13 protein-coding genes and 2 pseudogenes are annotated in these 12,196 nt (G+C 68.6%); 8 read left to right on the top strand and 7 right to left on the bottom strand.

Annotation, left to right across the window (positions count from 1 at the left end; all coding sequences use genetic code 11):
* The 4 genes from MBA17_RS08430 (at position 1) to MBA17_RS08415 (ending at position 3,409) form a co-directional block, all read left to right on the top strand.
* Positions 1-1,023 carry a Gfo/Idh/MocA family protein gene (locus MBA17_RS08430; protein ID WP_238495732.1) on the top strand — a complete coding sequence of 341 codons (1,023 nt, stop codon included), beginning with the start codon at positions 1-3 and terminating at the stop codon, positions 1,021-1,023.
* Positions 1,020-2,735, top strand: coding sequence for a GMC oxidoreductase (locus MBA17_RS08425; protein ID WP_238495731.1), 1,716 nt, complete (start codon positions 1,020-1,022; stop codon positions 2,733-2,735). Before MBA17_RS08430 ends, MBA17_RS08425 begins: the two co-directional genes overlap by 4 nt.
* 287 nt (positions 2,736-3,022) lie before the next feature.
* Positions 3,023-3,166 (top strand): LuxR C-terminal-related transcriptional regulator, encoded by a 144-nt coding sequence (locus MBA17_RS08420; RefSeq protein WP_455432724.1) that lies wholly within the window; start codon positions 3,023-3,025, stop codon positions 3,164-3,166.
* A 90-nt stretch (positions 3,167-3,256) separates the two neighbouring features.
* Complete coding sequence (locus tag MBA17_RS08415) at positions 3,257-3,409, top strand: hypothetical protein (protein WP_238495730.1); 153 nt, start codon at positions 3,257-3,259, stop codon at positions 3,407-3,409.
* Between the two features lie 28 nt (positions 3,410-3,437).
* Here MBA17_RS08415 and MBA17_RS08410 read toward each other — a convergent pair whose 3' ends face one another.
* Positions 3,438-3,596: a winged helix-turn-helix transcriptional regulator gene (locus tag MBA17_RS08410; protein ID WP_455432723.1), complete on the bottom strand. Its 159-nt coding sequence runs from the start codon at positions 3,594-3,596 to the stop codon at positions 3,438-3,440.
* A gap of 27 nt (positions 3,597-3,623) precedes the next feature.
* Between MBA17_RS08410 and MBA17_RS08405 the strand changes: the two genes are divergently transcribed.
* Positions 3,624-4,136, top strand: coding sequence for an imine reductase family protein (locus tag MBA17_RS08405; RefSeq protein WP_238495729.1), 513 nt, complete (start codon positions 3,624-3,626; stop codon positions 4,134-4,136).
* 53 nt (positions 4,137-4,189) lie between these two features.
* Here MBA17_RS08405 and MBA17_RS08400 read toward each other — a convergent pair.
* The 3 genes and pseudogenes from MBA17_RS08400 to MBA17_RS08390 all read right to left on the bottom strand — a co-directional run.
* A pseudogene (locus tag MBA17_RS08400) lies at positions 4,190-4,525 on the bottom strand (Tn3 family transposase); the annotation flags it as partial.
* A gap of 82 nt (positions 4,526-4,607) precedes the next feature.
* Positions 4,608-5,177 (bottom strand): DUF4158 domain-containing protein, encoded by a 570-nt coding sequence (locus MBA17_RS08395; RefSeq protein WP_238495727.1) that lies wholly within the window; start codon positions 5,175-5,177, stop codon positions 4,608-4,610.
* A 318-nt stretch (positions 5,178-5,495) separates the two neighbouring features.
* A complete protein-coding gene (locus tag MBA17_RS08390) occupies positions 5,496-5,663 on the bottom strand; it encodes a hypothetical protein (RefSeq protein WP_238495726.1) in 168 nt (55 codons plus the stop codon).
* 399 nt (positions 5,664-6,062) lie between these two features.
* On the opposite strand from MBA17_RS08390, the gene MBA17_RS08385 reads away from it, so the two are divergent.
* Entirely contained in the window at positions 6,063-7,094 is a 1,032-nt protein-coding gene (locus tag MBA17_RS08385) for a TerC family protein (protein ID WP_238495725.1), read from the top strand.
* A gap of 255 nt (positions 7,095-7,349) precedes the next feature.
* Here the strand turns inward: MBA17_RS08385 and MBA17_RS08380 are convergent, their stop codons facing one another.
* Positions 7,350-8,021 (bottom strand): class I SAM-dependent methyltransferase, encoded by a 672-nt coding sequence (locus MBA17_RS08380; RefSeq protein ID WP_238495724.1) that lies wholly within the window; start codon positions 8,019-8,021, stop codon positions 7,350-7,352.
* A gap of 76 nt (positions 8,022-8,097) precedes the next feature.
* Between MBA17_RS08380 and MBA17_RS08375 the strand changes: the two genes are divergently transcribed.
* On the top strand, positions 8,098-8,853 hold the full coding sequence (locus MBA17_RS08375; RefSeq protein WP_238495723.1) for a hypothetical protein: 756 nt from the start codon (positions 8,098-8,100) through the stop codon (positions 8,851-8,853).
* A 34-nt stretch (positions 8,854-8,887) separates the two neighbouring features.
* Positions 8,888-9,078, top strand: a pseudogene (locus MBA17_RS08370) (FAD-dependent thymidylate synthase); the annotation flags it as partial.
* 176 nt (positions 9,079-9,254) lie between these two features.
* On the opposite strand, the gene MBA17_RS08365 reads toward MBA17_RS08370, so the two are convergent.
* The gene (locus MBA17_RS08365; protein WP_238495722.1) at positions 9,255-10,469 is read right to left on the bottom strand and encodes a cytochrome P450; all 1,215 of its coding nucleotides are present in this window, start codon (positions 10,467-10,469) and stop codon (positions 9,255-9,257) included.
* A 922-nt stretch (positions 10,470-11,391) separates the two neighbouring features.
* Positions 11,392-12,063 (bottom strand): 3'-5' exonuclease, encoded by a 672-nt coding sequence (locus tag MBA17_RS08360; protein ID WP_238495721.1) that lies wholly within the window; start codon positions 12,061-12,063, stop codon positions 11,392-11,394.
* Positions 12,064-12,196 lie beyond the last annotated feature (133 nt).

The raw sequence follows: 12,196 nt of genomic DNA, 5'->3' as shown, positions 1-12,196 counted from the left end.
ATGAGCACGATTCGCTGGGGTGTTGTGGGGCCGGGTGAGATCGCGGCCGGATTCGCCGAGGCGATGCGCTCGGTCGAGGGCGGAGAGATCGTCGCGGTGGCGTCGCGCTCGATTGAGCGGGCCACGGCCTTCGGGGACAGGTTCACCATCGCGCGCCGGTACGGCGACTACGCCGAGCTGGCCGCCGACCCCGATGTCGACATCGTCTACGTGGCCACCCCTGCCTCACGGCACGAGCCGGACACCCTCGCCTTTCTGGAGGCCGGCAAGCACGTGCTGTGCGAGAAACCGTTCGCGCTGGACGCCGGGCAGGCCCGGCGGATGGCCGAGCAGGCCCGTGCCCGAGGGTTGTTCCTGATGGAGGCGATCTGGAGCCGCTTCCTGCCCGCCTACCGCATGCTGGCCGAAGCGATGGCGAGCGGTCGCATCGGCGAACCGCTCCTGGTGGAGGCCGACTTCGGGATGCGGTGGCCGGTGCAACCGCAGCACCGGCTGTTCAACCCCGCGTTGGGCGGCGGCGCGCTGCTCGATCTGGGCATCTACCCCGTCCAGCTGTGCTCGCTCGTCCTCGGTGCGCCCCAACACGTCGTCGCGGACGGCGTCATCGGCGAGACGGGCGTCGATGAGCAGATCGCCGCGGTGCTCCGCCACCCCGGCGGCGCACTCGGCGTCGTCAAGAGCGCGATCCGCACCGTCATGACCTGCACGGCCCGCATCGCGGGGACCAACGGCTCGATCGACCTTCCGGCGTTCATGCACTGCCCCGACGCACTCACCGTCACCACGCACCCCGGCGGGGCCGAACGCATCGACGCCTCCTATCAGGGCAACGGGCTCCAGTTCGAGATCGCCGAAGTCCACCGCTGCCTCGCCGAGGGCCTCACCGAGAGCCCCGTGATGCCCCTGACCGAGACGATCGCGATCGCCTCCACTCTCGACGCCATCCGAGCCCAGGTCCAGCGTGTTCCGCCGCACGGCTCTCTGACGATCAACGACCCCTCTGACGAAAGGCGTCCTCGATGACCCGCTCGCTTCTGGACTTCTACGCCGACCCCGGCTCGGGCGCCTGGGAGGAGATCGGCTTCGACCCCTACCCGGCGGGCCGCCCGCCCGTCGACGTGCCCTTGGTGCAACGCCCCCCGACACGAGCGCTACGAGACCTGCGCGACCGCTACGACGCGATCGTGGTGGGCAGCGGAGCCGGAGGCGGCGTCGCCGCGTTCGTCCTGGCCCAAAGCGGGGCGTCGGTCCTGGTGGTGGAGCGCGGCTCGTGGTTCGGCGCCCGCGACCTGGCGGCCGACCAGGTCCGCAACCACCGCTTCTTCTTCGGCGGCGATCTCGACACGCCCCCTGGGCACCCACGCGCGGTCCCCGGTGACGACGGCGAGGTCGCCGTCGACTACGACGACCTGCGCTACCACCACAACGCGATCACCGTGGGCGGCGGCACCCGGTTCTTCGGCGCCCAGGCCTGGCGGTTCCTGCCCGACGACTTCCGCATGGCCTCCCTGTACGGCGTCCCCGAAGGCTCGGCGCTCGCCGACTGGCCGATCACCTACGACGACCTCGAACCCTTCTACGACCAGGTCGAATGGGAACTCGGCGTGGCCGGCCGCGCCCACCCCGCGGAAGGGCCCCGCAAACGCGGCTACCCGATGGCGCCGTTCCGGCCGACCGCCGAGGCCACCGTGCTCCAGACCGGAGCCGAAGCACTCGGCTGGCCGACCGGAGCGGTCCCGCTGCTGCTGAACACCGAGCCCCGCGGCGGCCGGGCCGCGTGCATCCGCTGCGGGCAGTGCGTCGGCTTCGCCTGCCCCGTCGACGCCCGCAACGGCACCCACAGCACCGTCCTGCCCCGCGCATTCGACCTGGGAACCCACCTGATCACCCAGGCACAGGTCATGCGGATCTCCGACGACGGCGAGATCGAGATCGCCGCCGACGGCACCGTGCGCACCATCCACGCCGAACGGATCATCCTGGCCGGCGGCGCGGTCGAGACCCCCCGGCTGCTCCAGCTCAGCGGCCTGGGCAACGACTGGGTCGGCGACTGCCTCCAAGGCCACCTGTACGCCAACGTGTTCGGCCTATTCGACCTGGACGTCCACGACGGCCTCGGCCCCGGACCCTCCGTCGCGACCCGGCACTTCTCCCACGGCAACGACGGCATCGTCGGCGGCGGTCTGCTCGGCCACGACTTCATCAAGATCCCCACCATGCATTACGCCCTGGGCCTGCCCTCGGACGTCGACCGGGCCGGACCCGACACGCGCCGCGCCCTGGCCGACGGCTACCGGCACACCATCAACATCCAAGGCCCGGTCCACGAGATACCCACCCGCGAAGCGCGCGTCCGGCTCGCCTCCACCGTCACCGACCACCTCGGGCTCCCCGTCGCCCGGCTCGAAGGACTCCAGCACCCCGAGGACCTGCGCACCTGCGCCTTCCTGTCCGACCGAGCCGAGGAATGGCTGCGCGCATCCGGCGCCACCCGCACCTGGCGGATGGGCGCGGCGAACAGAGGGCTGTCCGGCGGCCAGCACCAGGCCGGCACCGTACGGATGTCCGACTCGCCCCGGTACGGCGCCGCCGACCCGCACGGCAAACTCTGGGGAACCGACCGCGTCTACATCGCCGACGCCAGTCTCCACGTCACCAACGGCGGCGCCAACCCCGTCCTGACCATCATGGCCCTCGCCTGGCACACCGCCACCCACGCGGCCGCCGCCGGCTGACCGACGAACCTGCCCCTACCCGGCCCGGTTCCTGCGGCTCTGCCGGCCGGGACAGCGGGCCGGATCGCGTGCACCGCGAGACCACCACGGTCCGGCACCGCAAACGGGGTGATCATCCTACCGCTAGGTCCGGGCTGGGCGTTGAGCATGTCGCGGATCTCGGTTAAGCGAGTCGAGGCAGGTCAGCCGCTGATTCTCCGGCTTCTCGTGCCGGAATTGGGCCATCAGCACCGGCCTCACCCAGGTGGGTCAGCGCCGAGTGGCGACATTCGCACAGGTTCCATCCCGTGCCCGGGCCGCGGTGTGAGCAGACCGTCACGAGTCACGTCAGCCGCATCCTGATCAAGCTCGGCCTGCGCGACCGGACCCAAGCCGCCGCGCACGCGTACGAGACGGGTTTTGAGGAACATCAGAACCGGATCGTGCGCTAAGCCCTCTCAGAGCAGGTCAGCGCTGTACAGCTCCTCGCTGGACCCCTTGGAGAGCGATTAGTCGCAGATAATCCATGATTATCTGCGGTGATGTCAGTGCCGTCCTGGGGAAACGCCTTCGCCGGATGGGGGCAGTACTCCGGTCACACCTCGGTCGCCTCACTGGCCCGTTACGCTCGAGTCTCCGCCGAAGCTCTCGCGCGCTGGCAGGCAGGGCGCGACCCCGCCGCCCGCAAGCGGTGAGTCTGGTGCTTGCCGCGGCAGGTCGGCTTCATCCGCGGGGAAGGGACTCGATGGTTCGCATGTGCTTCTCGCCCCAGTCACCCAGCGGGATGAGGGCGGTGTTGAGTGAGTGGCCGAAGTCGGTCAGGGAGTACTCCACTTTCGGCGGGACCTGGTGGTAGACCTCGCCGAATGGGCCGCTGGACACGGGGCGGACTACGTGGACGGCGGCATCATGGCAGTGCCCATGATGATGGGGCGCCCCGAGGCACTCATCCTCTACAGCGGATCGGACGGGGCCTTCCACACTCACGAGCGCACTCTTGGCGCGCTGGGCACGGCTAGGTACCTGCATGCGGACGCCGGTCAGGCCTCGCTGTACGACCTGGCGCTGCTGGCCGCCATGTACGGGATGTTCGACGGGTTCTACCACGCCGCCGCCATGGTCGGTTCGGAGAAGGTCCCAGCGGCGGAGTTCGCACCGTTGGCGGTCTCGTGGCTCAACGCCATGGTCGCGGCCCTTCCCGTCATAGCCGAGGCCATGGATTCAGGCGACGCCGCCGACGACGAGTCGAACCTGCAGATGCAGGCGGTGAGCTTCGCCAACATCCTGGACGCCAGCAGAGAGCAAGGCGTCAGCACCGAACTGCTGGAGCCGATGCGGGCGCGGCTCGACCGAGCTGTCGCCGCACAGCGTGAAGGAGCCGACACACCGAGCATGCGCACCGACTCCGTCTCAGCCGGATAGGTCGTCCGGCAGGCGACGACCCTCTGGTCATTGCGAGATCGGTAGGACGCCGGTCAGAGTGAAATATCTATGGACTCGCCCAAGGGCCGCAAACCTCCGGGTAGTTCGGGCAGGGCGAAGGAGTAGCGGCCCAGCAGGTTCACGTGGGCGTGGATGAAGGGCGAAAGGCGGGCAACGTCTTCATCGCGCACCGCGAAGCCCTGGACCCGCAGCTTGGCCAGGGCCGCGTCCATGGAGCGGGTGTTGAACAGCACCACGGCGTTGAGGACCAGGCCGAGCGCGCCGAGCTGATCCTCCATGCCTTCCTGATAGCGCTGGTAGAGGTGGCCGCGTTTGCCGTGGAAGATCCGCCGGGCCAGTGCGTGGCGTCCTTCTTGCAGATTGGACTGGGCCTTGATCTCGTGCCGGTAGGTCGGCTCGTCGGCCATCCGCAGGATGCGCAGGGTTTGGGAATGCGCCCGTAGTGGGCGATCACGTCGCCCAGCGGGGTGGGCCGGCCGTCGCGAGAGAGCATCCGGATGACGTCGGCGGCGCGGACCGCAGCGGCGCCAGCCGATGCACCCCCGGCATCAACACCGGGCGGGCGCGCAGCTCGACCACCGCCGCGTCGAACAACGCCTTGGGCCCCTCGCCCGTGGTGAACGCCCGCGCCGCGCTCCACTGCGCCAGTTCCGCTTCGACCTCGGCGAAGTCGACCCACCCGCCCGCCTCTTCGATCTCCCCGGCATGGCTGCGCGCGGTTCCATCACGCTGCCCGTACAGCTTGATACAGGAGGCGTCGGTGATTCCCAGCTGCTCGGCGAGATAGTCCACCACCTCGACGGGGACCTGGCGGGGGTCGGGCAGAAACCGCCGCAAGAACCGGGCGACACCGAGCTGGACGGCGAAGCCGAGCCTGTTGTGATCTCTGCGCTTGCTCTCGATCGCCTCTCGGTCCGCGTCATCGAGGAAGAAGTGCTTCTCCAGCTCCGTGCGTGTGGGCGCCCCCTGAAACGAGGCGAACCCAGCAGCCTGCTCATCCGACAAGAACTCGACCGGCACCGCGAACCTCCACCAGGTCTATGACAAGACCTCCGAAGGTTCTGGCAACGATCACTGACCGGTCAAACCAGGAATCACCAGGACAAACGCTTAGCGCACGATCCGGTTCCGATGTTCCTCAGACCCCGAGACGGGCCTCGTCCGCCCCGCCTCGTACTGACGTGGAGACCAGTCGTCCGGGTTCTCCTCGTGAAGGGGTTGAGCCTTGATCGCCAGGCACCGGGTCGCCAAAGGCGCGGGCCAGCGCTCCAGGGGCTATCGAGCGCAGGCGCGGGTGTCTCGGGCACCTTGGCAGATTGGCAGCGCTCTGCATTCTGGTCAGCTGCGCTTTCCTGGCCAGCCTCGGCGGGTTGTGTGCAGGAAAGGGCGCGGCGGCGGCCGGCGGTGGGACCGCGGCGGTGGAACCCAAAGCGCAGCGGCGCTGATGAGTGCGGAGAAGATCAGCAGGATGCCCAGCAGGATCTCAAGAAGCACGGTGATCGACATGAGGACTCCCCTCGGCCTCGCCTGGAGGTATGGCCACGAGGACGAAGGTCTTCCCGCACCCTCCGCGTCGGCCGAGCCTGAGCGGGAGGGCCATCCCGCCGGGCCTCCCCAGGCGTGGAGACCGTGATGACGGCCGGGATGTCGGACGGCGGGTACTCCCCTTGCGTGCTCCTTCCACTATCGGCCCCATGCGCGGCGCCGGTCAAACACCTGGCGATCACCCCGCGGAGAGCCCAGGGGTGGAGCAAAGTGGGAGGGTTCGCCTAGCCTGGGAGGGCGAGGGGAGTACTTCCCAAGAGCCGGTCCGGTCAGTACGGACGTGACCTCGTCCCCGGGCGGCCGCCCGCGCGGTGTGGGTGAAGGAGACCTCGAACGGCCCGTCGCGTTCGGGGAGGTTCCATGCCCGCCCCTACAAGTCTGATGATGGCCGCCCCGCTGGAGACGATCGGCTCACCACAGTTGTGGGCGTTCACCGTTGCCGGCTTGGTGCTGCTGCTGGGCGTGGACTTTGTCCTGACGCGACGCCCACACGAGGTGCGAATGCGTGAGGCGGTGAGCTGGTCGGTCTTCTACCTGGCGCTTCCCCTGCTCTTCGGCCTCTACGCGTGGCGTGCGTTCGGGTCGCAGGCGTCGGTGGAGTTCTACACCGGGTACGTGGTGGAGAAGTCGTTGTCGGTGGACAACCTCTTCGTGTTCATGCTGCTGCTGTCCGCCTTCGCGGTGCCACGCCGGCTGGCCCGGCGGGTGCTGCTGTACGGCATCATCGGGGCACTGGCGCTACGCGCGGTCTTCATCGCCCTGGGCGCGGCCGCGCTGCAGAGCGGCACCTGGGTGTTCCTGCTGTTCGGCGGAATCCTGATCGTCACCGCGTGGAAGATCCTCAAGGACGCGCTCAGCGGCAAAAAGCAGGAGGTTGACATCTCCTCCATGCGCACGATCCGGCTGCTGCGGCGCTTCATGCCGGTCACCAACGACTACTGCGGCTCCCGCCTGGTGGTTCGAGAGGGCGGCCGGCGCGCCCTGACCCCGCTGACACTGGCCATCGTGGCCGTCTTCGCCACCGACATCGTCTTCGCGGTCGATTCGGTGCCCGCAGTGTACGGCGTGACCGAAGACCCCTTCCTCGTCTTCATCACCAACGCCTTCGCCCTGCTCGGGCTGAGGGCGCTGTACTTCGTGCTAGTGGGCGTCCTGGAGAAGCTGCGGCACCTGAACCACGGGCTCGGCGTCATCCTGGGCTTCATCGGGCTCAAACTCCTCCTGCACTGGGCGCACGACATCTGGCCTGCAGTCCCGGAAATCCCCACCCTGATCTCGCTCGGGGTCATCATCGTGGTCCTGACGACCGTCACGATCACGAGCGTGCACGCCAACCGCCGCGCTGCCCGCCGCGATCTCCAACGTGCCACCGTCCCACCCTCGGACGGTTAACTCGCGGGGCGCTTAGCCGTGGCGGGCACGCCGCCAAAGTGACGCCGGCTTCGATTGCGAGCTGGGTGACGGTCAGCGCGCCAGTGGAGCGGGCAGGCTGACCAACGAGCAGCCGCTGGGCGGCGGCCGCGATCGCGTCCCGTTCGGCTCATTGGTCTCGCGTGTGGACACGGGTGCTTCCATGATGGGTTGCGATCGTAAGGTGCAGGCTGGCAGAGAAGGGTTGTGGAGGTGCGTTTCGGCTGGTTACCGGTGTCAACGCGGCGGGGCGTCATAAACCAAGGTGTATCGCCAGAACAGGCGACGCCGGATCCGGGCGCCGGGCAATTCCTGCGCGGCCGCGTCCCGGATGTCGGCCAGAGTCTCCTGCGCCTCGGCGGTGGGCGCCGTCATGTGCAAGGGCGGCGCATCGGCGCGGCCCGGGTGCTTGACCAGCCCCATGATCGGGTTGGCGGCCAACGCCAGCAGGGAGGCGAGTAGATCGGCGGACCCGGCCTCCCGATAGCAGCCGACGATCACGAGACGCCCGCCCGGGGCAAGACAGTCGCGTAGTTCACGCAGGGTGGGCGCCAGCGGGAGATGGTGCAGGACGGCGACGATGGTGACGGCATCCCACCGCTGCTGCGGGTCACGCCCGGCGAAGTCGGTTTCGACGATGGCGACCTTGGGCTCGTCAGTGAAGCGCTCCGCCGCGGCGCGGGCGGTCGCTGGGTCGGGTTCGAGCCCGGTGACGGTAGCGCCGCGATGGCGAAGCAGCGCGGCAAGGTTGCCCGTGCCGCACCCGACGTCAAGGACGTGGCGGGCTCCGGACGCAGCCACCTGGTCAGCGATCCAGCGTCCGTAGTGGTCGTTGTGGCTCCACGGGTGCCGCTGGTTGAAACGGGCGAGATGAGACAATAGCGCCATAATAATCACCTTAACGATCACTACTCACGCTCGCGGCCCTTTCGGGGCGTATTGCGGCTCCCTTGGTGTGTCTGCCTCGGTTGTCGCGTCGCCTGGGTTGGCCGCAGTTGACCTATCCGGTTGGAGCGCGATCCCGGCCTCGCTCGTGGTGGGCAACGAGGCGTTCCAACCGGTCCAGCTCGCGTTGTTCTCGGTCGTGGCGGAGGACGGGCGCGAGCGGATCGGCCACGAGCACGCGGAGTTCGGCAATCTTCTGCTCGATCTCGGCAATGTCGGCGTCCGCGCGAGCGATGTTGCCGCAGCGGGGACGACAGTCGTCGACGTCAGGAGTGAAGCGGGCGTCGTCTTCCCCGAACTTCATTTGGCAGAGCGCTTTGTCCGGGTCAGGGACACACGTCATGCCCATGCCCTTGACGATCTGGAGGTCGAGGTTGCCCAGCAGGTCCTGTGCCTCTCGGGAGGTGCGCAGCACGCGCCCGCTGAACTTGGTGGCGCCCACCTGAACCCGCTGTTTGCAGGCGTCTGCGGCCGGGCCGCTGACGTGTTCACCGGCCTGGAGCCGTCGGTCGGCCTCGACGAGTTGCTCGATGCGGTGGAGCCACTGCTCGAAGGCGAGTTCGTCGGGAAAGCCGGAGTCATAGGTGCCGCTGTAACCAAGAGTCATTTTGACGTGGACGTGTCCGTACTGGATCGCGGCGGCGACCAGGCCGCGGGGCTTGCGCGCGATGAACCAGGCCAGGTTGCTGCGGAACCGGCCGATCGGGATAGGGCGGTTGTCACGGTCGGGAGGTATCTCCTCGGGCAGGCCGTGGTGAGCGCAGTAGTCGTACCAGCTTGGCGATGTCCGCCTTGATCATGCTCCCGCCGCGGGCCAGGCCGGTCCTCTGCAGTTCCAGCTGTGGATGGCCGATCACTTCAGGCTCGACGAGGAGGGCGTGCCGTTTCGGAGAAGAAGCACCGCACGTCGTTCATGCGCAGGTTCGCCCCCGAGGGCGTGGCGACCGGGCTGGTGTGCACCGCGAACGTGCGCACGCTATCGAGGCGCGCACCGCCGTCGGCGCGTGCGAGGGTTCGTGTGCCGGTTCTTGCTCATGACGAGGTGACCGGGGGGCTTCGACTTCACGGACGTGGGTGGTGGCGCTGTCGCGGAGCTGGTGCAGGTCGAGTCCGGTGTCCTCGCTGCCGCGCGCCTGCCGAAATTCCACCCATGCAGTTCAAGCCACAGGTGAGTACTCGTGGGGGATCATCCGTACCTCAGCCTCCCTTGACCGGGAGCCGTAGGGGACGATAGATCAGTCCGTCATTGGTCCAGCGCAGTGTCGACAAGTCCTCTTGCGCACGGAGGGTGGGCAGCCGCGTAACCAAGGCGCGGAAGGCTTCCTGCAGTTCCATCCTGGCCAGATTGGCCCCCAGGCAGTAGTGGGGACCGTGGCCGAACGCCAGGTGCGGGTTAGGTGCCGTCCCGGCGAACCTCTGGATGTCGAACTGCAGTGGATCGTCGAACGCCGACGGGTCGTGGTTGGCGCCTGTGGGGTTGGGCAGCACGACGGTGCCCTTGGAGATCGCGCCGCTGGGCAGCTCGATGTCCTCGGTTACCAGCCTGAGCAGGCCGTTTCCGCCGGGACCTTCGTAGCGAAGAATCTCCTCCACCGCCGGTTCCAGGAGCTCGGGCCGGGCCGCCAGCTGCGCGTACTGCTCAGGGTGGCACAGAAGGCGGAATGCGCCCCGGATGATGATCGATGCGGTGGTCTCATGCCCGGCCATGATCAGCGTGAAGACCATGTGGGTCAGCTCCGCCTCACTCAGCCTGTCCCCTTCGTCACGCGCCTCGATGAGCAGGTCGATGAGATCGTCGCCTGGCCGGACCCGGTGCGCCGCGATCAGCTCGCCGGCGTAGGCCATGAACGCGGCGAAACCCTCTCCCCTGGCCTCGGCGCTTGCCTCGGAGGTGGACAGGAACGTCTCCGTCCAACCGCGGAACTGCTCGAACCGGTCCATCGGGACGCCGAGCATCTCGCAGATCACCCGGGCGGGCAGCGACAGGGCGAAATCTGCGACCATGTCGAACTCCAGGCCGGCCGAGTCGATCAGCTCGTTGGCGATCGCCGCCGCGCGAGGCCGCCAGCGCTCGATATGCCTGGGAGTGAAGGTGCCCTGCATGATGCGGCGGTAACGCGTGTGCTCCGGTGGGTCTTGATTGATCAGCGCCGCGGGGTCGTCCTCGAGGGCCGTGCCGCTGACCATTCTGGGAAGACCGGGTGCCCGCAGGTTCCGGCTGCCGGCCGGCGAGGTGAGAACGGTACGGACGTCCTCGTACCTGACGATCATGGGCACGCAGTCTCCGCTGGGCATCGTGGTGGGCTCCATCGGAGCCTGGGCGAGCCTGCGGACCAGGTCAGGGGAGGGTGTCCCGAACGGGCCGGGTGGAAGGTCCGGCCAGGGCCAGGTGGTGCTGGACCGTGCTGTCATGATCGCCTCCTGGCGATGCCGTCCAACGAGCCCCCTGAACGTACGAAGCAGCCCGCAGCCGGTCAATGTCTCGTTGGCCACATCCTTCGAACGGTGTCGCTGTACGCAGTCTTGGCCGACGGCCCGCCCCCCGTGGCAGGAGGCCCGTACCGCGAGTGCCACCGGGCCCACGGAGAAACATCGGCCACGGCGTGGATCTCTACGCGATGCTGTCGATGGTGACAGTCGTGCCGCCGCACGAGCTCACGTTCGTGGAGGCGCAGAGCATCGACAAACTGGATGGGCTATCACTCCTTCGGCTGGGGGGTCTATCGCCAGCCTCGCGCCGAGGGCGGTTGGGTGATGGATGCCACGCTGTTCGTCGATAAGACCCTTCGGCCTTGCCCTGATGACCTGGTTCCTGGACGCAGACAGCCGCTACATCCCGGAGAGCGGGGTGCCCGCCCCCAGCCGTACACCAGGATGTCTTTCCCCATGGATCCCGATCATCCGGGCATCGTGGAAAACCTCTGCGAGGCGCTGTTCATGCGGTGCGGCATCGCCGCCCTCCGAGGCCGCCACCCTGCTGGAACTTCTCGCCCCCGGCATCCGCCACCACTACGCCGAAACCTCCGACGGCCGCACCACCACCACCACCACCACCACCATGACCCACCCCGACGGCACCTGGGCCCACGCCGTCGCGCACGGCGACGAGCCGCCCGTCATCGCCCAATCCGGGCACAGGGGCCTGTGGACGATGCTCGACGAATCCGCCACATGTGGATCACGCGCGGCAGCAACCTCGTGTACGGCGCCCGCGGCGCATTCCACCTCAGCAGCAGGGACTGGACCACCACCATGCGCTGAGCAGGCGTCCTCTCCACGAGTTCATGTGCTGGCCGCCGACCGCTCCAGTACGCATCCGCTGGTGAGCCAGGCGTCAGAACAGCTCGTTTTGCACAGCCTGGGCGGCCTGGCGGCTGGGCTCCGGTTTGACGTAGACGCCACCGGCGGCCTGCAGCTCCAGCAGGGTGCGCCAGCGGCCGGCACGGGCGCCCCCCATGGCCAGGCGGGTGAACACCTGCGCCGTCAACTCGGCGTCGGCCAAGGCCCGGTGCCGGTCGGCCGGGATCGGTAGCCCGAGATGGCGGGCGACGCGATCGAGCGTGTGCGAGCCCAGCTCGGGAAGCACGGCCCGCGCCAGGCGAACGGTGCAGATCAGCGGGATGGCGGCCAGGGCCGGACAGTGGCGGCGCTGACCGCCGATCAACGTGGCCTCGGTGTGCGCCGAGTGCGCCACCAGCCGGTACGGCGGCGCGTCGAAGCGGGCATCCAGCGCCGCCATCACCCGGCCCGCGGACGGCGCGCCGGCGAGCATCGCCGCGGTGATGCCCGTCTGCGCCGTGTCGAACGCGGTCACGGCCACGTCGGCGGGCGGCCGCATGAGCGAGGCGAACCGTCCGCTCTCCACCCAGGCGCCCTCACCGGTCAGGCGGCCGGCCACCACGGCGACCTCGACCGGCTCCGGCGACCTCCCGGCCGGAGTCAGCCCCTCGAAGTCGATGACCGCCCATGTGACGCCGACCAGATCGCTGCCGCCCAGGCCGTGCACGCTCCCCCACCTCTCCCCCGCAGCCAGGCCCTACCTACCGTCCCTGTCACTGACCATCGAAGAACTCCCTCGGTCGCGACGCGGACACGCGAAGTCGAAAACACCTTCTCACAGGCCCTGCCGGAACCTGCGC

It is taken from the genome of Dolomitihabitans soli, assembly GCF_022213955.1.
GTDB lineage: Bacteria > Actinomycetota > Actinomycetes > Streptosporangiales > Streptosporangiaceae > Streptosporangium_A > Streptosporangium_A soli.
Note: the sequence above shows the minus strand (reverse complement) of the source record. Positions and strands in the feature narration are given on the sequence as shown.